General features: G+C 60.4%; 18 protein-coding genes. 10 read left to right on the forward strand and 8 right to left on the reverse strand.

Features of this window, described 5'->3' with window-relative positions:
• Positions 1 to 47: 47 nt before the first annotated feature.
• Positions 48 to 3,755 (reverse strand): AsmA family protein, encoded by a 3,708-nt coding sequence (locus tag NXC24_RS12180; RefSeq protein ID WP_104823523.1) that lies wholly within the window; start codon positions 3,753 to 3,755, stop codon positions 48 to 50.
• Between the two features lie 208 nt (positions 3,756 to 3,963).
• Positions 3,964 to 5,418, reverse strand: coding sequence for an FAD-linked oxidase C-terminal domain-containing protein (locus NXC24_RS12185; RefSeq protein ID WP_104823524.1), 1,455 nt, complete (start codon positions 5,416 to 5,418; stop codon positions 3,964 to 3,966).
• Positions 5,419 to 5,946: 528 nt separating this feature from the next.
• Between NXC24_RS12185 and NXC24_RS12190 the strand changes: the two genes are divergently transcribed.
• From NXC24_RS12190 to NXC24_RS12205, 4 genes are all read left to right on the forward strand, one after another.
• Complete coding sequence (locus tag NXC24_RS12190) at positions 5,947 to 6,720, forward strand: transporter substrate-binding domain-containing protein (protein WP_245463983.1); 774 nt, start codon at positions 5,947 to 5,949, stop codon at positions 6,718 to 6,720.
• 64 nt (positions 6,721 to 6,784) lie between these two features.
• A complete protein-coding gene (locus NXC24_RS12195; RefSeq protein WP_104823526.1) occupies positions 6,785 to 7,456 on the forward strand; it encodes an amino acid ABC transporter permease in 672 nt (223 codons plus the stop codon).
• A complete protein-coding gene (locus NXC24_RS12200) occupies positions 7,453 to 8,112 on the forward strand; it encodes an amino acid ABC transporter permease (protein ID WP_104823527.1) in 660 nt (219 codons plus the stop codon). The genes NXC24_RS12195 and NXC24_RS12200 overlap by 4 nt, the downstream gene beginning before the upstream one ends.
• Positions 8,090 to 8,815: an amino acid ABC transporter ATP-binding protein gene (locus tag NXC24_RS12205; RefSeq protein ID WP_104823528.1), complete on the forward strand. Its 726-nt coding sequence runs from the start codon at positions 8,090 to 8,092 to the stop codon at positions 8,813 to 8,815. Before NXC24_RS12200 ends, NXC24_RS12205 begins: the two co-directional genes overlap by 23 nt.
• Before the next feature lie 17 nt (positions 8,816 to 8,832).
• Here NXC24_RS12205 and NXC24_RS12210 read toward each other — a convergent pair whose 3' ends face one another.
• Positions 8,833 to 9,714 (reverse strand): AraC family transcriptional regulator, encoded by an 882-nt coding sequence (locus NXC24_RS12210; RefSeq protein WP_104823529.1) that lies wholly within the window; start codon positions 9,712 to 9,714, stop codon positions 8,833 to 8,835.
• Between the two features lie 35 nt (positions 9,715 to 9,749).
• Between NXC24_RS12210 and NXC24_RS12215 the strand changes: the two genes are divergently transcribed.
• Entirely contained in the window at positions 9,750 to 10,157 is a 408-nt protein-coding gene (locus NXC24_RS12215; RefSeq protein ID WP_104823530.1) for a DUF2000 family protein, read from the forward strand.
• A gap of 70 nt (positions 10,158 to 10,227) precedes the next feature.
• On the opposite strand, the gene NXC24_RS12220 is transcribed toward NXC24_RS12215, so the two are convergent.
• Positions 10,228 to 10,896: an OmpA family protein gene (locus NXC24_RS12220; RefSeq protein WP_104825136.1), complete on the reverse strand. Its 669-nt coding sequence runs from the start codon at positions 10,894 to 10,896 to the stop codon at positions 10,228 to 10,230.
• 195 nt (positions 10,897 to 11,091) lie between these two features.
• Positions 11,092 to 12,105, reverse strand: coding sequence for a flagellin (locus tag NXC24_RS12225; RefSeq protein WP_245463848.1), 1,014 nt, complete (start codon positions 12,103 to 12,105; stop codon positions 11,092 to 11,094).
• Positions 12,106 to 12,560: 455 nt separating this feature from the next.
• On the opposite strand from NXC24_RS12225, the gene NXC24_RS12230 reads away from it, so the two are divergent.
• Positions 12,561 to 15,023 carry a UvrD-helicase domain-containing protein gene (locus NXC24_RS12230; protein ID WP_104825138.1) on the forward strand — a complete coding sequence of 821 codons (2,463 nt, stop codon included), beginning with the start codon at positions 12,561 to 12,563 and terminating at the stop codon, positions 15,021 to 15,023.
• Between the two features lie 66 nt (positions 15,024 to 15,089).
• Here NXC24_RS12230 and NXC24_RS12235 read toward each other — a convergent pair whose 3' ends face one another.
• On the reverse strand, positions 15,090 to 15,959 hold the full coding sequence (locus NXC24_RS12235) for an amino acid ABC transporter substrate-binding protein (protein ID WP_104823531.1): 870 nt from the start codon (positions 15,957 to 15,959) through the stop codon (positions 15,090 to 15,092).
• Positions 15,960 to 16,368: 409 nt separating this feature from the next.
• Here NXC24_RS12235 and pncA point away from each other — a divergent pair, with 409 nt between their 5' ends.
• Positions 16,369 to 16,992, forward strand: coding sequence for a bifunctional nicotinamidase/pyrazinamidase (gene pncA, locus NXC24_RS12240; RefSeq protein WP_104823532.1), 624 nt, complete (start codon positions 16,369 to 16,371; stop codon positions 16,990 to 16,992).
• Positions 16,993 to 17,073: 81 nt separating this feature from the next.
• The gene (locus tag NXC24_RS12245) at positions 17,074 to 18,159 is read left to right on the forward strand and encodes a glycosyltransferase family 1 protein (RefSeq protein ID WP_104823533.1); all 1,086 of its coding nucleotides are present in this window, start codon (positions 17,074 to 17,076) and stop codon (positions 18,157 to 18,159) included.
• A gap of 104 nt (positions 18,160 to 18,263) precedes the next feature.
• Here NXC24_RS12245 and NXC24_RS12250 read toward each other — a convergent pair whose 3' ends face one another.
• Together NXC24_RS12250 and NXC24_RS12255 are read right to left on the reverse strand one after the other, a co-directional pair.
• Positions 18,264 to 19,661: a hypothetical protein gene (locus NXC24_RS12250; protein ID WP_104825139.1), complete on the reverse strand. Its 1,398-nt coding sequence runs from the start codon at positions 19,659 to 19,661 to the stop codon at positions 18,264 to 18,266.
• Between the two features lie 174 nt (positions 19,662 to 19,835).
• Positions 19,836 to 20,378, reverse strand: coding sequence for a hypothetical protein (locus NXC24_RS12255; protein ID WP_158704472.1), 543 nt, complete (start codon positions 20,376 to 20,378; stop codon positions 19,836 to 19,838).
• A gap of 219 nt (positions 20,379 to 20,597) precedes the next feature.
• Here NXC24_RS12255 and panC point away from each other — a divergent pair, with 219 nt between their 5' ends.
• Together panC and panB are read left to right on the forward strand one after the other, a co-directional pair.
• On the forward strand, positions 20,598 to 21,473 hold the full coding sequence (panC, locus tag NXC24_RS12260; protein WP_104823535.1) for a pantoate--beta-alanine ligase: 876 nt from the start codon (positions 20,598 to 20,600) through the stop codon (positions 21,471 to 21,473).
• 1 nt (position 21,474) lies between these two features.
• Positions 21,475 to 22,296, forward strand: coding sequence for a 3-methyl-2-oxobutanoate hydroxymethyltransferase (gene panB / locus NXC24_RS12265; protein WP_104823536.1), 822 nt, complete (start codon positions 21,475 to 21,477; stop codon positions 22,294 to 22,296).
• The last annotated feature ends 50 nt before the right edge of the window (positions 22,297 to 22,346 follow it).

Genomic DNA, 22,346 nt, shown 5'->3' on the forward strand with positions numbered 1-22,346 from the left:
TCCCAGCGACGAAAGCGGCGGATTTCGTATGGTCGATGGAGAATGATCTATCGGGCGATGCCGGGAAGATTGTTAAAGTTCAGCGGCGCGCCTGTCTGCGGCACCTGTCCGTTGAGAGCAGGTAATTGCTGCGCTTCCGCCTTCGCTCGGGCTTCCGCACTCGCCTTCGCCCTGGCTGCGGCTTCCGCCTGCTTTTCTGCCTCGGCCTTGCGCGCCAGTTCCCTCAAGCGCTTCTCTTCGGCGCTACGCTGCTGCTCGATTGCCGCATCGCGCTGACGCTGGGCTTCGCGTGCGACGGCAGTGTACTTGTAGAGCGCCACCTCGCGCCGCAGCCGCTGCTTTTCCAATACGCTTGCCTGAAGCCGCTCGACGCGCTGGCGCTCACGTTCGAAGGCGCGCAGCGACAGGAAGCTGGTAATGTCGGTAACGTCCATCGTCCGACCCGGCGTCGCCAACGGACCGGCGAAATCGAGGCGCAATGCCGGCTCGGCGCCGCTCAGCGCCTCGTTGCCGGCATCGAAATCGATGCCCATGGAGCCACGGATGCGCTCATCCGGCAGGCTGATCTCGGCATTGCCCGAAAGCTTCGCCAGGTCATTGCCGGCACTGATATTGGCAGCACGGATGACGCCGGTCGAAATATTGAACGGTATGTTGATGGCCGGCAATGCCGCCTCGCCATTGTTGAGCAATGTCTGGACGATCGGCAGCACCTTATCGGCTGTGATCTCACCTTGGATCTGGTCCGTCGCCGACAACAGCGGCGGCAAAACGGAGAGGTTGAGGCCGCGGACATGCGTGTCGCCAAGCTTGATCTCGCCCGAGCCGCTGGCGTTGGCAGCCAGTTCCCCCAGGCTCTTGCCGCTCGCTTCCATGCTCAGTCCCAAACCGAAGCGGCCATTGGCGAGCGGCGCGCCATCGCGCTGCCAGGCAACCGCGGCAAGGTCGCCATTGGCGAGGTTGAGTTTCGTTTGCATCAGCCCGGTGCCGTCCGAGTTCGCAAACATCAAATTGCCGCTAAGCGTACCGCCGTTCCAAGCGCCGGCGATGTCGTTCAGCCGCAGCTCCTCGCCCTTATAGGCAGCGTTCGTACTGAAATCCGAGATCGGGCCGAAGATGCCCGGCCACAACTGCTTGGCCGAAAGCTTGACGTTGAGATCAAGCCCGCTGAACATCGGCAACCCCAGCTTGGCCTTGGTGAGGTTGCCCGTCATCGCATCCGTCACCGGCCCGTAGATTGCTTCGCCCAGCCAGCCGAGATCGGCCTTGTCGAGCGTCAATTGGCCGGTAGCCTTGATATTCGGCGCCTTGCGGTCGAAGGTGAGCGCGCCCGAAACATTGTTGTCGGCAAGCAGGCCCTTCATATCGGAGAATACGATCTTGCCGGCATCGAGCGCGGCATTCGCCTGGAATTTGACCGGCAGGCCCGTGCCCATCTGCGGTACGCCGATGCCGTTCATGACGAAATAGGGATCAAGATCGGCACTCTCGAGCGATAGCGCGATTTTGCCGTTGAGGAAGGTTGCGGGACGCACATCGACCTTGCCGTTTGCGGTGAACGAGGTCTTGTCGGTGGCAAAGGTCAGCGCCGCATCCGCCGGATCGGTGCCGTTTGCTGTCACCTTCAGCGTCAGGCGGCCATTGGCATCCGCTTCGACGGGCAGCGGATCGAGGCCCGCCTGCCCGAACAGGATCGAGGTCACGGAATTTTCGAGCGTTGCTTCAAGCGTCGTCGTCCCTTTGCCGGTCAGCGCCAACAGGTCGGACATGCGGTAATCGAGATTGACGCGGCTGCCGTTGGAGACGCCGGCAAGCGTTACCGCCAGCCCATCGCCCTGGTCGCCGCCCAGCGTCAGCGCGCCGCGAAGCGCGGTATTTCCATACCATGCAGCGTTTCGCACCAGCCGGTCCATCGCCGGATGATGCGGCAGATGCTGGCTCAGCATATCGAAGAAGGGACCGGGATCGGCCGCCTTGAAGGTGATTTCGCCCGACCCCTTGTAGTCCAGCAGCGAACCATTGGCACGGCCGGTTGCGGTAAGCTCGGCACCGGCGACATCGCGCACGGCAAGCTTGTCGAGCGTGAGTGCGCCATCGGCGATCGAAAACGACGTTTCGACATTGTCGGCCTGCACGCCGAACGCGGCGAATTTGTCCGCTTTCAGATGGGCCGTAATCCGGTGATCGAGCAAGGTCTCGCCGGCATCCTGACCGGTGAACAGCCCTGTCAGCGCCCTCAGCGCATCGAGATCGAGCGCATCGCCGCTGAGATCGACGGCAAGCCTCGGCGCCTGGTCGTTTGCCGGCGCCTGCCGGTCGAGCTGGCCCTTGAGCGTCGCCGAGCCGACGGCGATTTCAAGATTCTCGAAGCGCTGCTCCTCGTGACGCAGGCTGACATCGGCGGAAAAACCGGCCTGTCGCAACTGCCGGATCGCCGGATCGACCGAACCCACCAGCCAGGATGCCAGACCGGATGGCTGATTGGAGGCGACCACGAGATTACCGATGAAATTCGGATCGCCCTGCAGCATCAAATTGCCCTTGGCCTCCACCTGGGTGCGGCCAGGGAGCATGCCGATGGCGTGATCGATCTTCCAGCCGGTTCCGGCAGGCTCCAGATCGAGCTGTACGTCGCGGATGGTCGTGTCGCCGGCAACGATCGCCGGCAGGCGGAAAGTCGCCTTGCCGGGCACCTGCGGCACCGGAATTTCGGCGGCAATGGCAATCAGGCTGTTTAGTCGCTGGCGCGCCGAAATGGTGGGATTGCGGTTGGTCTTGCCGCTCGTGCCCTGCGTGTTGCCGAGGCGGTTGACGTCGATCTGCTGGCCGTCGGCCGTCAGCAGGAATTCCGGCTTGGTGCCGGTGTCCAGCGTCGCCTCCCCCGTCACCACATAGGGATCGTCCGCGGTACCCACTTCGAGACGATATTCCGAAACCCGTATGCGCTCGTTGGTAAGCTCGAATCGACCTTTGACACGGGGCTGAACCTGTTCGTCGGCAGGTTTATGTGTCTGCTTGTCCTCAATCCCCGCCGTAAACATGCCGATATAATCCGGCTTGCTGTTGACCAGCTTCAATTCGCCGTCGAGGTCGACATTGAGCGGATGGCGGTCCGGCAAGAGCCGGGTGCGGACGCGCAAGACGCCATTATCGTCAGGCTGGCTGCTGGAAATGCTGAAATTGCCGTGCTCGCCGTCGAGCGCCGCATCGCCATCGATTCGCCAGGGTCCCGCCAGCGACCGGGCGGACATTTGCGCGTTGAGACCGGTTATGTGCCGGGTGCGGCCAGATTGCTCGTCGATGAACTGGATATCGCCGCCATCGACATGCACGCCCTCGAGCACCACCGACTTGGCAGGGATTTCCGGCTGGCTGCCGCGCATCCAGTCGAGCGTCCCGTCCTTCAACAGCCGCAGACGCACTTTCGGCTCGGAAACGCGCATGTCGAAAATCAGCGCTTCGCCGGACAGGAACGGCGCCAGCTCGGCGTCCATGGAGAATTGGGCGATCTGCACCAATGGCGTCCCGTCGGCTTCCTGTCCGACGCGGACGTCATGCAATGTCACGGAAGGAAAAGGCAAAAGGCGGGCGTCAACGGTGCCGTGAACGGTCACCTTCTTTCCGATGATCCGACTCGCCTGATCCTCGAAATTCTTGCGAAAATCGGTCCAGTCTATGAAGAGCGGAGCGAGCAGCGCCACGAACAGCACCACTACGAGCACTCCCCCCAGAAAAACCAGGACCTTACCTAACAATGCACACCGTCTCCATTCTGCATTCCAATTACGATATCAAGCGTCACATAGCGAAGCGGACATGCAAAAGACATCCCAGATCTTCGGCTTAAGCCTGCTTTCCTATCCAGAACCGCATCGCAATTCTTGGACCATGCTGCAAATCTAGGGCATCTCCACCGCTTTCCATGACGCCATATGAAAACGGGATGGTCTAGCCTAACGCCATTCACGCCGGGGGCAAGCCAAGATCTTGGCAATATTCCATTTTTCGATGACTGTGGAATATCTTGCCGGGATTGAAAATCGCATCAGGATCGAGCGCCTGCTTGACTTGGCGCATCAGATCGACGGCGCCGCCAAGCTCCTGTTCGAGAAACGACATCTTGCCCTGCCCTATACCATGTTCGCCGGTGCAGGTACCCTCCATCGCGAGCGCCCGCCCGTTCAGCCGGGCAACGAAGGCCTCGACGACGGCGATACCTTCCGGCGTCTTGTCATCGAACAGCACCAGGACGTGGAAATTGCCATCGCCGGCGTGACCGACGATCGGCGCCAGCAATCCGTGTTCCTCGATATCGGCCTGGGTCGCTGCAACGCATTCGGCAAGTTTCGAGATCGGCACGCAGACATCCGTCGACAAGGCCGCCAGTTCCGGCGCCAGAGCCCGCGATGCCCAATAGGCATCGTGACGCGCTTTCCAGAGTTTGTTGCGCTCTTCGAGATTGCTGGTCCAGAGGAATTCCCCGCCGCCGCATTCGCTCGCGATCTCTGCGAATTGCGCCGATTGCAGCGCGACCGTCTCGTCCGTACCGTGAAATTCCAGGAACAAGGTTGGCCGCTCGTCATAGGTCAAGCCGGAATAGCGATTGCAGGCCCGCATCTGGACGGCGTCCAGCAGTTCGATGCGAGCAACCGGAACGCCCATCTGGATGGTCATGATGACCGCGTCGCAAGCTGCCTTCACGTTCGGAAAGGCGCAGGTGCCGCCGGCGATCTTCTGCGGAATGCCTTGCAGCCGCAGCGTCACCGACGTCAGGACGCCGAGCGTTCCCTCAGCACCGACGAAGAGCCGGGTCAGGTCATAGCCGGCGGACGATTTCCTGGCGCGGCGGGCGGTGCGGATCTCCTCGCCATTGGCGGTGACTGCGGTTACGGCGAGCACATTGTCCTTCATCGTCCCGTAGCGCACCGCATTGGTGCCGGAAGCACGCGTCGAAGCCATGCCGCCGATCGAGGCATTGGCGCCAGGATCGATTGGGAAGAACAGGCCGGTATCGCGCAGATATGTGTTGAGCTGTTCGCGGGTGACGCCAGGCTCGACCGTGCAGTCGAGATCCTCGGCATTCACTTCAAGCACCCGATTCATCCGGCTGAAATCGATCGATATTCCGCCCTGCGGCGCATTCACCTGCCCTTCCAGAGAAGAACCTGTGCCGAAGGCGATAACCGGAACCTTGTGCTCGGCGCAGGCTTTGACGACCGTTTGCACGTCCGCGCTCGTCTCGGCAAAAACCACCCCGTCCGGAAGTTGCGCCGGGATATAGGTGGTCGTGTGGGCATGCTGGGCCCGAAAGCTCTCGCCGGTTTGGAAACGCTCGCCGAAGGCCTGCTTCAGGATGCCGAGAACGGCAGCAATGCCCGCCTCGTTGCGTATCCCCGCCTTCGTATCAGTCAGAGCCATCGTTCCGATCTCCCATCACAATCAAAAAAGGAAATGTTAACCCTTTTCGCGGTTCTATGAGACATCAGCGCGACGCTGTCCAGTCACGAAAATAGCCTGTGGTTTGCCTGCGCGAGACACGGTGACGGCAAGCATTCGGCGCGGCCGCGAACCGGCACGAAAAATCATTGGTACGATAGCGGCCACACGCCCCTGCCCGCCATAGCACCCATCAAAGCCATCGGACCGATCTCCCTCGCCTGCATGGGTTGTATGGGCAATAGGAACCGGCCTGTCCAGCCAGCGCTATCGAAGGAAACCAATACGGCCGCACGTTGTCGTTCATAAGCGATGGCAAACGACGCGAAATGCAAAATCTGCAATTTTTTTGGGCAGAATTCGATTTACACCGCACAAAGCTCTCGCAAAAAGCACGCGCTTGACGGGAAACTATGCCGTCCCGCGACTGGCACATGTCTTGCGTTTTACCCCGCAGCTTTGACATAGCCACGATTGGAAGGACATTCGATGAAGCGTAGACAATTGCTCATGGCACTCGGTATGGCGATGCTGACGATGGGGGCGCTTTCGAGCCCACACGCAGCCCGGGCGGACGCCTTGAGCGATATTACCGCGAAGGGCACGCTCCGCGTCGCCGTTCCCCAGGACTTTCCTCCCTTCGGCAGCGTCGGGGCGGACATGGCACCCATGGGCTATGATATCGACATGGCAAACCTGATCGCCGAAAAGCTCGGCGTGAAGACCGAGCTGGTGCCGGTGACCAGCGCCAACCGCATCCCCTATCTCCAGACGAACAAGGTCGACCTGGTGATTTCGAGCCTGGGCAAAAATGCCGAGCGCCAGGCCGTCATCGACTTCACCGACGCCTACGCACCCTTCTTCAACGGCGTCTTCGGTTCTGCCGATGTTGCGGCCGCCAAGCCCGAGGATCTTTCCGGCAAGACGATCGGTGTAACCCGCGGCGCCATCGAGGATCTCGCGCTGACGAAGGTCGCGCCGCAGGACGCGACGATCAAGCGCTATGAAGACAACAACGGCACCATCTCCGCCTTCCTCTCGGGTCAGGTCGATCTCATCGCCACTGGCAACGTGGTTGCAGCGGCCATTCTCGCCAAGAACCCGCCGAAGAAGCCGGAGATGAAGTTCCTCATCACCAATTCGCCCTGCTTCATAGGCCTGAACAAGAACGAGCCCGCCCTGCAGAAAAAGGTCAACGACATTATCGCCGCCGCCAAGGCCGATGGAACGCTGACCAAGATATCGCAGAAATGGCTGGGCGCGGCCCTCCCCGCCGGCTTCTGATCAACAGAGCATCGGCCGTGCCATCGTCCGATGGCGCGGTCCGGGCCGAGCGAGGCACCTTCTCATGCGCTATCACTTCGATTTCGGCTGGCTTGCCGATTATTATCCCGTTCTGATCAAGGGGATTCTCGTCACCATGGAGCTGACTTTCGTTGGCTCTGCGGTCGGTATCGCTCTTGGTATTGCCTGCGCCTGGGCGCGGGCGCTGGGTCCTCGCTGGCTCAAGCCTTTTGTCGCGGCCTATGTCGAGTTGATCCGCAATACGCCGTTCCTGATCCAGCTTTTCTTCATCTTCTTCGGTCTGCCCGCCGCCGGCATTCACATGAACGAGATCGCTGCCGCCAACCTTGCCATGGTCATCAATCTCGGCGCCTATAGCTGCGAGATCATTCGTGCCGGCATCCAGGCGACGCCACGCGGCCAGTTCGAGGCCGGCGCCAGCCTCGCAATGACGCCGTTCGAGACCTTCCGCCACGTCATCCTAGTGCCCTCACTCCAGCGCATCTGGCCCGCATTGTCGTCGCAGGTCGTCATTGTCATGCTCGGCTCCTCGGTCGTCTCGCAGATCGCCGCGGAGGACCTGACTTTTGCGGCGAATTTCATCCAGTCGCGCTCCTTCCGCGCTTTCGAGGCCTATTTCGTTTCCACCGCAATCTATCTGGGTCTGGCCGTCATCCTGCGGCAGTTACTTACCGTTGTGGGCGGCCTGATTTTCCCGCGCAGGGTTCGCCGATGATTCAATTCTCCACCTGGGACATTCTGCGCGGTCTGCTTCTGGCCACACGCTGGACCGTTCTGCTCTCGCTCATTTCTTTCGCCGGCGGCGGTGCTGTCGGCGCAATCTTGCTATTTCTGCGCATTGGCAAAAACCGGGCCGCGCGCACTATGGTCAAATATTTCGTCGAGCTCTTTCAAGGCACGCCGCTGCTGATGCAGCTTTTCCTGGCCTTCTTCGGCCTTGGGCTCTTCGGCATCGACGTACCGGCATGGCTGGCGGCCGGCGTTGCTCTGATCCTTTGGTCAGCCGCTTTTCTCACCGAAATCTGGCGTGGCTGCGTCGAGGCCGTGGCAAAGGGCCAATGGGAAGCCTCTGCCAGCCTTGGCATGGGCTACCTCCAGCAGATGCGCTACGTCATCCTGCCGCAGGCGCTTCGCATCGCCGTGCCGCCCACAGTCGGTTTCTCCGTGCAGGTGGTCAAGGGCACGGCTCTGACCTCGATCATCGGCTTTGTAGAGCTCTCGAAGGCCGGCACTGTCATCACCAACGCGACGTTCCAGCCGTTCACCGTCTACGGCTTCGTCGCCCTCATCTATTTCGCCCTGTGCTGGCCGCTGTCGAAGAGCAGCCAGATCCTGGAGAGGAAGCTCAATGTCGCTCATCGAGGTCACTGAAGTCCGCAAGAGTTTCGGTGCAAACGAAGTGCTGAAAGGCATCAACCTCGATGTCGCGCCCGGCGAAGTGATCGCCATCATCGGCAAGAGCGGCTCGGGCAAATCGACGCTGCTGCGCTGCATCAACGGGCTGGAAACGATCGATGACGGCGCAATCTCGGTCGCCGGCGCACAGCTCCTGCCCGATGATCTGCATTTGAAGGCCTTGCGGCTAAAGGTCGGCATGATCTTCCAGCAGTTCAATCTCTTTCCGCATCTGAGCGCCGGGCGGAACGTCATGCTGTCGCAGATGGTCGTCAAGAAGGCCTCCAAGGCCGATGCCGAGGCAATGGCGCGGCGCATGCTCGATCGCGTCGGCCTCGGGCACAAATTCGACGCCTATCCCGACGAACTTTCCGGCGGACAGCAGCAGCGCGTTGCCATTGCCCGGGCGCTTGCCATGCAGCCGATCGCGCTCCTTTGCGATGAGATCACCTCCGCGCTCGATCCCGAACTCGTGTCCGAGGTTCTCGCAGTCGTCCGCGAACTTGCCAGCGAAGGCATGACGCTGCTGATGGTGACACACGAAATGAAGTTCGCTCGTGACGTCTGCTCGCGCGTCGTCTTCATGCACCAGGGTCGCGTCCACGAAATCGGTCCGCCGGGCGATGTATTCGCCAATCCGCAGACCCCGGAACTCAAACAGTTTCTCGGCCTGCACTGAGAGCTCTCAGCCGCCGGTTAACCTCGAACCGGTGCCCCAGCAGTTCCCAGCATGCCGACCCAGGCGCCCGGCGCCATGCCGAACGCCTTCTTGAAATGCCGTGTCAGATGGCTTTGATCCGCAAACCCAGTGGCCGCAGCGACTTCGGCGATCGGCTCGCCATCGGCGATCATTCCTTTCGCCCGTTGCAGCCGCCGCATCAGCAGGAAGCGATGCGGGCTGGTGGCAAAAGCGGCGCGGAAATGCCGTGAGAGCGCAAAGCGATCGAGGCCGGTGATTCGTTCCAGCTCCTGCGAGCGGACGCCGCGCATGGCATGCGCCTCTAGATAATCGCGCGCCGTCTTCACCTGGCCCCAGGCCACGCTGCCCAGCGGCTTCTGCGGCAGATGTGCATGCGAAGCGAGCCCCGCAGCCACCCGTGAGACAAAATCATCGACAAAGAGTTCATCCAGCTCGCGGTCGAGCTCGCCGAGGGCGGCCAGCAGCAAGCCGGCCAGACGATCGTCCTCGACCACCGGGTCCTCGACAAAGGGCAGGCCAATGCGCGCGGCTTCCAGGCACTGCATCAGCATCGACGGTTCGAGATAAAGCATGCGGTAGAGCAAGCCGTCGTCGGTCGCAGCGCCGCCGTCGTGCAGCTCGTCCGGATGGAGGACGATCACCCTTCCCGGCAGGCTGTAGCGCCGTTCGCCGCGATAGCTGAAGGTCTGCACGCCGCGGATGGTGACGCCGAGCGCATAGGTATCGTGCCGGTGCGGCTCGAACGCATCACCATGGAATTGCGCCTGAATACGCTCGATACCGGGGTAAGCGGGTGCGGAGACGATGCGGTTTGCTTCCGGCATCGTGCACGAACGTTCAAGACCTTCGAAGATATGGCCGGCAACATCCTCGCGCAAAGGCTCATTCCCAGACTGCATAAGAGAGATCACCCATGTTCAATACCAAAATCGCGATCGTTCTGCGAAGCAATCTTGAATCCTGGCAGAAACTGAACGTGACTGCTTTCCTGGCGACCGGCATTGCCGGGCAATTTCCTGACATGATCGGCGAACCCTATCGCGATCGCGCCGGCAACCTCTACAACGCGCTATCGATCCAGCCGATGATCGTATTGTCGGCCAACGAAGAAACCATGAGCACGATTCATCGCCGCTCGCTGGAGCGCAACGTCACCTCCTCGATCTTCATCGAGGAAATGTTCTCAACCGGCCACGATGTCGCCAATCGCGCCGTCTTCTCCGAATTTACGCCTGAGGACGCCAAGGTGGTTGGCATCGCGCTGCGCGCGGACAAGAAGATCGTCGACAAGATCACCAAAGGCGCGACGATGCACTCGTGAACGGGCAGCGGTCAAACAAAACGGCCGGGTCGCAAAACCCGGCCGTCCTTGTTTGAAGGTCTACGTCAGATCAGCCGTTTTGGGTAATGGGCGCGATCTGGATTTCGACGCGACGGTTCTGCGCACGGCCGGCTTCGCTGGCGTTGGTGGCGACCGGCTGGCTCGGGCCGAAGCCGACGGCAGACATGCGGCGCTGGTCGATGCCCTGGCTGCCGAGATAGCTGGCAACCGAATCGGCGCGGCGTTCGGACAGTTCCTGGTTATGCTGCAGGCTGCCGGTCGAATCCGTATGGCCGTTGACGTCGATCAGCGTGCGGTTGAACTTGCGAAGCACGATCGCGACCGAATTCAGCGTCGGATCGAATTCCGGCTTGATCGCATCCTGGTCGATGTCGAAGGTAATGGCCGACGGCATATTGAGGATGATGCGGTCGCCGACGCGCGTTACGGAGACGCCAGTACCCTGCAACTGCGCGCGCAGCTCGGATTCCTGCTGGTCCATGTAATTGCCGATGCCGGCACCCGCAAGCGCACCGACGCCGGCGCCGATCAGCGCAGCATTGCGGCGCGATGCCGGCGAGTGGCCGATGAGAAGACCGGCAACCGCACCAACGCCGGCACCGATCGCGGCGCCTCCCGCCGTGTTGGATACTTTCTGCTCTCCCGTATAGGGATCGGTTGTCGTACATGCATTGAGAAAGGCTGCCGAGACGGCAAGGATGGCAAATTTCTTGATCATAGAATCGTCGCTCTCCGGTTCGATGGTCCGCAGCAGATATGAAGCATTGCGGCAATATGATGAAATATAATTTTCGTCCACCCGCGGCCGGGCTGCCCGGCCACTATTCTGGAGCGTTTTCTTCCAAACTAACCAGTTCAAGGAGATTGGATCCGCTCCGCCGATCTATTCCCCTTGAAATCCAGGCTTCCGCCGTCAGAGGTTTTGGAAGAGTTGTCTCACCGTATCGTAGCTGGCATTGGCAATCGACAATGATTGCAATCCCAGTTGCTGCTGCGTCTGCAGCGCCAATACCCTGCTTGATTGCCTCTCCATGTCGGCATCGACCAGCTTGCCGACGCCACTCGTCAGCGAATCGCTGAGATTGCTGGCAAATTGGTTTTGCAGACTGACGCGCGTTTCCAACGAGCCGAAGGCCGATCCTATCGTGTTCAGTTGGTGCAGCATGGCGGTGACGGTGTTGACCATGTCGGTCACGGCGCCCTGTGTCGTATTGGCGTCGAGCGAGATTTCCACCTGCCCGCTGGTATCGCCATTTTTACTGCCGATCAGCACATAGTTCTCGGCTGCCCCCGCTTCCGTTGCAAAAGCCGTGGAGGTGAGCACGCCATAGCCGCCCGTGCCGCTTGACTGATCGTCGATCAGATATCGTGCATCCGTCGATACGATGGGGCCGCTGGTCGAGCCGACACCCTCATAGTTCAGCATGCCGATCGAAACCGTGCCATCGGTGTGGCGGATGAGGGAGCCCGGGATCTCGTGTGGCTCGGTCGGATCGTCACCGTTCTGCAGCACGACCCAGTTGACGCCGTTGAAGCTCGTCGACTCGCCGACGCTGCGAAGCTGGTCCTTAAGTTCGGAGATTTCGTCGTTGAGCTTGGTCTTATCGACACTGCCCTCATAGCCAGTCACCAGCTTCGATCGGATCTGAGTGACGATATCGATTGCGCTGGTGATGCCCGTGGAGGCGGTGCTGACCGTGGCAGCAGCAAGCCCCAGCGCATCCTGCACGGCCGAGACGGCGCCAATATCGGTGCGCGTCAATGTCGAGATCGTCCAGTAAGTGGCGTTGTCCTTAGCGGTCTGCACACGCAGACCGGATGACATCTGACGCTGTGCGACATTCAGATCCGCCTGTGTGTTTCGAAGGACTTCAAGGGCTGTTTTGACAGGGGAACTTACCCTTATGAAGGTCGAAAAAATACTCACGACACAGGACTCCGGACGCAACGATACACAACAGATACATGAAGACATTGGAACCATGCCGCGGGCGCTCATGCGCGCGGGCCAACCGAAGTCGGCGAAGGTGGAGTCCGGCAAAAAAACAGCGCCTGAAACTCGAGCGGTTACAGGCGCTATGATTAGCAATCATGCTTAAGAAAGCGATAATGGAAACTGGCAATTTACCATAAATCGCCCTCGATCAGAAAATCGTTATCGCGTTCAGGTTGCGATCATTCCGCCGCCCGGAGCCTGGCCGCCTTCGCACGCAATGCCGCTTCCTACATCTCTTCATGCAGCCGCCGCTCCGTTGAACAACAAGCCGCAGGAACTGCGAGACAGTCCCTTGAAAGGCTAACAACCCAAGAAATGTGCACTTTTTGTTCTATTTCCCGGCCGTTTCTTTTGCCTTTCAGGGCAGAATCATTACATTGAGCCGCATGACCATCGGACATGACGACATTCCCTTCTTTGACGAGGAGCCGGAGCACGCGGCGCCGCGTCGGCCTGCCCCTGCCCCCAGCGCCGGTGGCGGTATTGCGGCCCGCGCCATGGCGGCGCGCGACAGCGGCCGCCGCCCTGACTATCTCGCTGGCCTCAATCCGGAACAGGCGGAAGCGGTCGAGACGCTGGATGGGCCCGTGCTGGTGCTCGCCGGCGCCGGCACCGGCAAGACGCGGGTGCTGACGACCCGCATCGCCCATATCCTTTCCACCAACCGTGCCTTCCCCTCTCAGATCCTCGCCGTTACCTTCACCAACAAGGCCGCGCGCGAGATGAAGGAGCGTATCGCCCTCCTCGTCGGCGGCGCGGTCGAAGGCATGCCCTGGCTCGGCACTTTCCATTCGATAGGCGTCAAGCTGCTGCGCCGTCATTCCGAGCTGGTCGGCCTCTCCTCGAGCTTCACCATTCTCGACACTGACGATGTCGTGCGCCTGATCAAGCAATTGATCCAGGCGGAGGGGCTGGACGACAAGCGTTGGCCCGCCAAGCAATTTGCCGGGATGATCGACACCTGGAAGAACAAGGGCCTTGGCCCGGCCGATATTCCGGAAGGCGATGCGCGCGCCTTTGCCAATGGCAAGGGACGCGACCTCTATACCGCGTATCAGGCCCGCTTGAAGACGCTGAACGCCTGCGACTTCGGCGACCTTTTGCTGCATCCGATCAATATGTTCCGTCAGAATCCTGATATATTGAAGGATTATCACCAGCGGTTCCGCTACATCCTCGTCGACGAATATCAGGACACCAACACCGCTCAATATATGTGGCTGCGTTTACTGGCGCAGCGGCAAAAGGGCGAGCTGCAGAATGTCTGCTGCGTCGGTGACGACGACCAGTCGATCTACGGCTGGCGCGGCGCTGAGGTGGACAACATCCTGCGTTTCGAAAAGGATTTTCCCGGCGCCAAGGTCATCAAACTGGAGCGCAATTACCGCTCTACCGAGCATATTCTCGGCGCGGCCGCACATCTCATCGCCCATAATGAGGGCCGACTTGGCAAGACACTATTCACTGACCGCTCCGATCCCGACGACATCAAGGTGCAGGTGCACGCCTCCTGGGATTCCGAGGAGGAAGCCCGCGCGATCGGCGAGGAGATCGAGCAGCTTCAGCGCAACAAGCACAATCTCAACGACATGGCGATCCTCGTGCGCGCCTCATTCCAGATGCGTGAATTCGAAGACCGCTTCGTTACGCTCGGCCTGAACTACCGCGTCGTTGGCGGCCCTCGCTTCTACGAACGCCTCGAAATCCGCGATGCCATGGCCTATTTCCGCCTCGTCTGCCAGCCGGCCGACGACCTCGCCTTCGAACGCATCATCAATACGCCGAAGCGCGGCCTCGGCGACACCACCGTGCGCGCGCTGCACGATTACGCCCGTGTCCGCGACATTCCGATGCTGGCGGCAGCGGCCGATATCATCGAAACGGACGAAATGAAGCCGAAGGCGCGCAAGGCGCTGTTCGACGTCGTGCAATCCTTCCGCCGCTGGCAGGGACTGCTTGAAAACACCCCGCATACCGAGCTTGCCGAGCAGATTCTCGAAGAGTCCGGCTATACCGACATGTGGAAGAATGACAAATCGGCGGAAGCACCCGGACGGCTGGAAAACCTGAAGGAACTCATCCGCTCGATGGAAAGCTTCGAATCCATGCGCGGCTTCCTCGAACACGTAGCCCTCGTCATGGACGCCGAGCAGAACGAGGATCTGGACGCAGTCTCGATCATGACGCTGCACTCCGCCAAGGGCTTGGAATTCGACACCGTCTTCCTGCCTGGCTGGGAGGAAGGCCTGTTTCCACACCAGCGCTCGCTCGACGAAAGCGGCCGCGCCGGCCTGGAGGAAGAACGCCGCCTCGCCTATGTCGGCCTCACCCGCGCCAAGCGCCGCTGCCACATTTGGTTCGTCTCCAACCGCCGCATCCACGGCCTCTGGCAATCGACCATCCCTTCCCGCTTTCTCGACGAACTGCCGGAAACCCATGTCGAAGTGGCCGAGATGGAGCAATCTTACGGCGGTTACGGCCGCGGCGGCTATGGCCAGTCGCGCTTCGACAAGGCCGACCCTTTCGCCAACTCCTATTCCACTCCCGGCTGGAAACGCGCCCAGGCCAACAAGACCGACGCCACCCGCGACAATTGGGGCTCCCGCTCCGGCCACGCCGTCGAACGCATCGGCTACGGCGAAAGCGGCCCCAAAACCCGCACCATCGACGGCGAACTCGTCGCCAAATCCACCTCCACCGAACCCTCTAAATTTGCGATCGGCGACCGCGTCTTCCACATAAAGTTTGGGAACGGCAATGTTTCCGAGATCGAAGGGAACAAGCTGACGATCGATTTCGATCGGGCTGGGCAGAAAAGGGTGCTGGATGGGTTTGTGGAGAGGGTTTGACGGTTGCGGTGGGCATCTGCCGCATCGATCATCTGCTTTGCCAACGCAATGCCCTTTGCCCCGGAGCTAGGGCACATGCTCCATCATGATTTGCGTGTGCAGCATCGGCGCTTCGCTTCCGAAGTAAGTCTTCAGTAGCGGCAGAAAATCGTCCGATAGATAAAAATCCGTGAGCGCGCGGTCGACCACTAGGCGGAAGTCGGCATCGTCGCGCCTCAGGGCGATTGCATATGGTTCATGCGTGAACAGGCGATCGCCGACTTCAAGCAAGGACGGATCGTGCGCGCGCTGGGCCAAGCTCATGAGTATCACCCGATCGGCAAAATAGGCGTCGATCTTATGTTCCTCCAGCGCCTTAAGTCCGTCTTCGTGCGTGTCGAAATCGGCGATCCGGGTTTTCGACGTCTCGATGCTGCGCGCCTCGCGCAATATTGCGTCCGTCGTGGTGTTTGCGCGCACGCCGATGACGCTGGTGGATGGAGCACGCTGGCTAACGGAACGAACGGCGGGCGTGTCGAGAAAAAGCGCGTGCAGATAGTCGGGCGAATCCTTGCGCAGCAGGGCGCTCGCTCCGGTCAGGAAGATCGGCTGTGAGAAATCGACAAGTTTCCGCCTCTCCAGATTGACGGTGATAGCCCCACAAAGCAGGTCGATCTGACCGTTCTTGACAGCGTCGAAACCATTGGCCAGCGTCATTTCTACATATTCGCGCTTCAACTGCGGAACCGCATGCTCGATTTCGTCCGCGACCTTCCCGCAGAGGTCGATGGCATATCCCGTCGGTTTTTCCTTCGGCTTGCTGGATGAAAACGGTGCCTCGTCGGCGATGTAGCCGATGCGCAGGGTTGTATGCTGGTGAAGCGTGTCGAGCGTCCCGGCGCTCGCTCCGCAGATCGAAAAGAAAACGGCAAGGCCCGTCAGCAGCAACCGTCTCATGCGCTTGGCCAGACCTGTATGCGGGGCAACGGCACCAGCATTATCCTCGTCTCCGAAAAACGGATGATCGCAAGGGCTGAAAAGCAGATTATGGCTTCGCGTTCATTTGTCAATCGCGGACACCTCGGCGACGCTGGTTGGCAAGACACCTCAGTTTCCTGAGATTCACCAGGTATCTTCAATGTCCGGCACGTCACCGCGACCCGTCAGCAATCTCAACAGCGTGCGTTGCCACATGCCGCCCCAATTGTCCGGTGCACTTCAAGCATTCCCTGGCCCCCAAGCCACAAGCCCGCATAGCCCCTCGAAAACCATCGCGCTCCACCTTATATTCAGTCTGAGCATTAAAAGCTTGATCCAACGCGCAACGCTTGGCATCGTGCAGTGCAACAGAGATGAAGGACAAGCCATGAAAGCGCTGCTGCTGATCGATATCCAGAATGGCTTCTGCCCCGGCGGCAATCTGCCGGTGCCGGATGGGGATCAGGTGGCGCCTGTCGCCAACAGGCTGATCGACAGTGGCAAATACGATCTGGTTCTTGCCTCCCAGGATTGGCATCCCCCCGGCCACGGCAGCTTCGCTTCCGCCCATCCCGGCAAGAAGCCCTTCGAAATGGGCATGCTCTCCGGCAAGCCGCAGATGATGTGGCCGGATCATTGCGTGCAGAATACCGAAGACGCCATGCTTCACCCTGAACTGAACCTCGACGGTATCGATTTCATCCAGCAGAAGGGTCAGAATCCGACTGTCGACAGCTATTCCGCCTTCCGCGACAATGATCATGCAGCCCTTACCGGTCTTGCCGAGCATTTGCGCGCCGAGGGTATTACCCAACTCGACCTCTGCGGGCTGGCGACGGATTACTGCGTGAAATTCTCGGCTCTGGACGCCGTGGAGATGCTGCCGGGTGTAAAGGTCCGCTTCATCGAGGACGCCAGCCGCGGCATCGATCCGAACGGCGTCGAGGCCGCGATCAACGAAATGCGGGCGCGTGGCGTCGCCATTATCGACAGCAAAGAAGCGCTTGCCTAAAATTCCTCCTATCAGGCTAAACCTTCCCTAAAGAAAATAGCGCAAGCTGTTCCCGGTATTGAAGATATTGGGACATTTCGCGTGCAGTCGATCACCATCAACGGCCGTTTCCTCAGCCAGCCTTTGTCGGGCGTGCAACGTTTCGCCCGCGAACTGACGCTGGCGCTAGACCGCAAGATCGCCGCAGGCGCCGTGCCAGCGGCCTTGAAGGGCATCAACTGGCGGCTGGCCGTGCCGCGCGATACGCCGGTTGATATCGGCCTCTCGGCCATATCGGTCAATGCCTTCAGCTCCGGTCCGGGCCATGTCTGGGAACAGACGGCGCTGCTTGCCCATTCCCGCGGCGGCCGGCTGATCGGCTTCGGCGGCAGCGGTCCCCTATTGCATCGCCGCCAGGCCGTGGTCATCCATGACGTGACGATCTTCCGTCATCCCCAATCCTTCAAGCGCAGCTATCGCCTGCTGCACGGCGCGCTCGGCTCGGTGCTGACCCGCACCGCGAAGATCGGCACCGTATCGGAATTCTCGCGCAAGGAACTGGCCTCCGTCTTCCATGTCCCCTCCGACAATATCGACGTCGTCTACAACGCCGTCGATCATTTCGCCGCCATCGAGCCGGATGAGACGATCATTGAGCGCCTGGACCTCAAAACGAACGGATTCTTCCTGCTGGTCGGCACGATGAAGCCGAACAAGAACCTCGATTTCGCCATCCGGGCTTTCGAAGCTCTGGGCGATCCCGATCAAAAGCTGGTGGTCGTCGGCGGCACCGCGCCGACAGTGTTCAAGTCGGATGGTCCCGAATCAAACGATCACATGCTCTTTCCCGGCCGGCTGAGCGATGCGGAAGTTGCCGCTCTCGAACGTCACGCCACCGCTTTCGTCTTCCCGAGCCTCTACGAAGGTTTCGGCATTCCGCCCCTGGAAGCGATGACGCAGGGCTGCCCGGTGCTCGCCGCCGATATCCCCGCGGTACGCGAAGCCTCCGGCACCGCCGCGATCTATTTCGATCCAACAAGGCAGGATGAATTGGTTGCCGCCATGCGCCGGATTGCCGGCGATGAAACATTGCGCGCGGACCTGCGCCAAAGGGGCCGCGAGAATGTCGCCCGTTTCTCCTGGGACCGCAGCGCCGATCGGGTGCTGACCATGCTGGAAGATCTCTGATCTAAAGCGCGTCGCGATCTTTCAGATTCGCTTCTTGCGCTTTAGCCCTCGATTTTGCGCGTGTCGTTATCGCAAAACCGCAGCGCACTTTTGCGCGACATGCTTTAGGATATAGCCTGCCGGCGGATCATCTTGACGAAATAACTGTAGAGACCCAGCAGACAGAAGGCCGCGCCGCCGGCCATTCCTGTGCCGACCGATATCCAGAGCGAATAGTCGAATCCGGCCGTCGCCAGCACCGGCACCGTAAGCCCGGCAGCGGAGAGCACCACCGGCTGCCATACGAAATCGAAGGGCAGCGCCATCAGCACTTTCACGCCGATCACCATCGCGATCAGCGCCCCGACCATGGCTCCGGCCATCAGCGCGCCGTCGCTGAAGGAAGCGAGATAGCCGCCCGCCAAAGCTCCTGCATTGAGCAGGGCGCAATCTACGACCGCCAGCAAAAAGATCGCCAGCAGCCGATGGCGCAGATGCGCCGGCGTCGGCAGCATGTTGAGCGTCAAGGCACGGCAGACCGACAGGCCGGTGACGAACGGCGCCGCACTCAAAAAGCCATCGCGCAGGCCCTGAGCGATGACGAAATGGCCGACCGGTTGCAGCAGCGCAAAAATCCCTGCCGCCGTCATCAAGGTGAAACCCGTGAGCAGCGAATAATAGCCGCCGAGCTGCCGCCGGAATGCTGCGGTGGCGCCCTCGCGGTCATATGTTGCGACCACATCGGGATATTGAATGGCCTGAAGAGCCGAGACAATCAGCACGAAAGGCCGCTGCAGCAGGTCGAGTGCCAGTAGCGCGCCCGCGGCCCCGCCTGCCCCCAATGCCGCCGTCAGGATCGATTTCAACCCAAGCGGTGCCAAAAGCCCGATGACCGAGGCACCCGCCGCGACGCTGCCATAGATAAAATGCTTTCGCACCAGCGGCAGTTGGAGACCGGCGGCCTCCCGCAGGCTGTTGCGGGTCAGGAACATTGCCAGCGCACTATAGGCGACGTAACCGGCAAGCAGACCGGCGACCGTATACGCGAAGCTCGGCATCATCGCCGCGCCGCCCAGCGTGCCGACCGCCAGAATGGTGGCCCGCGAACCCTGCAGCCGCGAGAAGGCGCGGAACTCCTGGCGGAAGCGCAGCATCGTCAGATGCAGATCGCTGCCTCCCTGAAAAATCGCCACCAGACCGCCAAGCACCGCGATCTCCTTCGGCACGGCGAAGAAGGTCGACGCAACCGCGGCCAGAATGCAGATCACGGAGCAGGCGGCGAATTCGACGCTCAATGCCGTACGCTCCGCTGCCTCGCTGCCTGGCACCTGCCCCGGATAGAAGCGGCTGCACGCAAAGCGCACCCATTCGAAGCAGAAGATCGCCGCGAACTGGCTGATGGAGATGAACAGCGAATAGGCCGCATAATCCGCCGGCGACAGCAGATGCGCGACCGCGATCAGCAGCCCGAAAGCCACCGCCGCCTGATAGAAATATGCAGCCAATGCTATGATCTTTGCCATGGCGGCAGCTAACAGCAAAAAGCTGAGAAAAGCGCTAATTCGGACCGAGCAATTCTGTACGTAAATCGAGCCTATCGCGATGCACTTTGCTATCAGACTGCATCAAAACCAGCGACAGCATCTTCGCAGGCGCGTCGGGAGACGCTTCCGGCCGTGCCAGGGCGGTGTATGAGACTAGCTCCGGTTCAAGCCACGCTGACCAAAACTGGTCCTACCCGTCGTAGGATTGTTCGGAGCAACATAGGCGACCGGTGCTGGTCGTCCATTTTGATCCGTGTCTTCGGGATCGGGCGACATCCAATGTGAGAGGCATCCACTAGGAGCGAATAGAAGCAGGGCAGAATAGACCACTCCAATGCCGCGATACAGTATATTGAATATCTTCTCTATCGACCCATCATGCATAAAAATCGAGACAGCGGTCGTGACAAGAAAAATCAAAACAAACGCCAGAAAGACACGGAGCGGCGGCACTCCTATGTCGCGCATTCTTGCCGACTGGATACTCAAATCCATCCAGATAAACGGAGCAAGGAAGAGTCCGAAGGGCAGCAATGCCCAGGGACTAAGGATCGTTGGTTTGCCGTTGCCGGTGAAAGCCATAACGTCGAGCAGGAGAGCAAGTAAGATACCAGCCAGGCAACCGACGCCAAAATGCCACCAAAAATACTGCCGTCTCCCCAAGGTTCCCCGGAAGCCGAAAAGAATATCAATCACGCGATCCCCCACGAAGCGTTGACCGACGGCAATACAGCACGGAGATCCTTCGCCTCCCTGAAAGATACTTCTCAAATTTTAGCGGACGAACGCCCTCCGGATTGCAACAGACCAATCTCGTTGAATTGCTTTTTTGCACTGCACACGTTAGAAGACCCCGCAATTTTAGGGATGGAAGCAGGCGACGTGGGAAGGCGTTGTCAGCGGAGGAGCGCCATTATGGAAACCATCACCACGATTGCCACCCTGCGTGTGCAGCTCGGCGAACATCGCAAGGCTGGCAAAAGCATCGGCCTGGTGCCGACCATGGGTTATCTGCACGCCGGCCACATGGAACTAATTGCCCGCGCCAGGGCGGAAAACGATATCGTTGTCGTGTCGATCTTCGTCAATCCGCTGCAATTCGGCGCCAACGAGGACCTTGCGAAGTATCCGCGCGATCTCGAGCGCGACAGCGCCATGCTGCACGATGGCAAGGTTGATATCCTCTTCGCGCCCGGTGTCGCCGACATGTATCCGCGGCCGATGGAGACGCTCGTCGACGTGCCGAAGCTCGCGATGGAGCTGGAGGGCGCGGTTCGCCCCGGCCATTTCTCTGGTGTTGCCACCGTCGTCACCAAGCTTTTCAACATCGTCCAGCCCGACAGCGCCTATTTCGGCGAAAAAGACTATCAGCAGGTGGCGATCATCCGCCGCATGGTGGACGATCTGGCCCAGCCCGTTCGCGTCGTGCCGGTGCCGACCGTACGCGATGCCGATGGCCTGGCGCTGTCGTCGCGCAATGTCTACCTCTCGAAAGAAGAACGCGCCGCCGCAATCATCGTACCGAAGGCACTGGCCGAAGCCGAACGGCTCTATGCAGAGGGCGCCGACGATCCCGCCACTTTCGAGGCGGCACTGCGCGCATTCATCGCCAACGAGCCGCTGGCAACGCCCGAAGTCGCCGCTGTTCGCCATCCCGACACCTTGGAGCCGCTGACGAAACTGCAGGGCCAGCCTATCCTCGTCGCCCTTTTTGTCCGCATCGGCACCACCCGCCTGCTCGACAACCGCGTCATTGGCCTCAAGCAGGCCACCAATAACAAGGCCGCCTGAGATGAGCACGATCGGACAAATCAAACGCACCACGCCCGCCCAGATCGAGGCGATGAAGGGCACGCGCCCGATCGTCAGCCTGACGGCCTATACGACGCCGATCGCCCGCCTGCTCGATCCGCATTGCGACCTGCTTCTGGTCGGCGACTCCCTCGGCATGGTGCTCTACGGTATGGAATCGACGGTTGGCGTGACGCTGGAAATGATGATCGCCCATGGCCAAGGCGTCATGCGCGGTGCCCAAAAGGCCTGCGTCATCGTCGACCTGCCCTTCGGCTCCTATCAGGAATCGAAGGAACAGGCCTTCCGCAATGCGGCCCGCATTTTGAAAGAAACTGGCTGTAACGGCGTCAAGCTGGAGGGCGGCGAGGAGATGGCCGAGACCGTCGCATTCCTGACCAATCGCGGCGTCCCGGTCTTCGGACATGTCGGCCTGATGCCGCAAAAGATCAACACGAGTGGCGGCTATCGCTCGCTCGGCCGCTCTGACAAGGAAGCGGAAAAGATCCGGCACGACGCCAGGGTGATCACCGAAGCCGGTGCTTTCGCGCTTCTCATAGAGGGCACGGTCGAACCGCTCGCCCGCGAAATTACCGCCTCGATCAGCATCCCGACCATCGGCATCGGCGCCTCGCCAGCCTGCGATGGCCAGATCCTCGTCTCCGACGATATGTTTGGCCTCTTCAGCGACTTCAAGCCTCGCTTCGTAAAGCATTTTGCGGAGCTGGCGCCAGTGGTTTCAAAGGCGGCGGAAGCCTATGCGGAAGAGGTGAAGGCACGGACATTCCCGGGGCAGGAACATACATTCCAAGTGAAAAAGTAGCGGACGATGGTTTGCTGCGAATGACTGAAGGTAAAGCGCTTGATTGCGCC

Source organism: Rhizobium sp. NXC24 (assembly GCF_002944315.1).
Taxonomy (GTDB): domain Bacteria; phylum Pseudomonadota; class Alphaproteobacteria; order Rhizobiales; family Rhizobiaceae; genus Rhizobium.

Coding starts and splice junctions, on each gene's coding strand:
- NXC24_RS12185 (WP_104823524.1), bottom strand. CDS start 5,418: ATGGCTCTGACTGATACGAAGGCGGGGATACGCAACGAGGCGGGCATT.
- NXC24_RS12190 (WP_245463983.1), top strand. CDS start 5,947: ATGGCACTCGGTATGGCGATGCTGACGATGGGGGCGCTTTCGAGCCCA.
- NXC24_RS12195 (WP_104823526.1), top strand. CDS start 6,785: ATGCGCTATCACTTCGATTTCGGCTGGCTTGCCGATTATTATCCCGTT.
- NXC24_RS12200 (WP_104823527.1), top strand. CDS start 7,453: ATGATTCAATTCTCCACCTGGGACATTCTGCGCGGTCTGCTTCTGGCC.
- NXC24_RS12205 (WP_104823528.1), top strand. CDS start 8,090: ATGTCGCTCATCGAGGTCACTGAAGTCCGCAAGAGTTTCGGTGCAAAC.
- NXC24_RS12215 (WP_104823530.1), top strand. CDS start 9,750: ATGTTCAATACCAAAATCGCGATCGTTCTGCGAAGCAATCTTGAATCC.
- NXC24_RS12220 (WP_104825136.1), bottom strand. CDS start 10,896: ATGATCAAGAAATTTGCCATCCTTGCCGTCTCGGCAGCCTTTCTCAAT.
- NXC24_RS12230 (WP_104825138.1), top strand. CDS start 12,561: ATGACCATCGGACATGACGACATTCCCTTCTTTGACGAGGAGCCGGAG.
- NXC24_RS12235 (WP_104823531.1), bottom strand. CDS start 15,959: ATGAGACGGTTGCTGCTGACGGGCCTTGCCGTTTTCTTTTCGATCTGC.
- pncA (WP_104823532.1), top strand. CDS start 16,369: ATGAAAGCGCTGCTGCTGATCGATATCCAGAATGGCTTCTGCCCCGGC.
- NXC24_RS12250 (WP_104825139.1), bottom strand. CDS start 19,661: ATGGCAAAGATCATAGCATTGGCTGCATATTTCTATCAGGCGGCGGTG.
- panC (WP_104823535.1), top strand. CDS start 20,598: ATGGAAACCATCACCACGATTGCCACCCTGCGTGTGCAGCTCGGCGAA.
- panB (WP_104823536.1), top strand. CDS start 21,475: ATGAGCACGATCGGACAAATCAAACGCACCACGCCCGCCCAGATCGAG.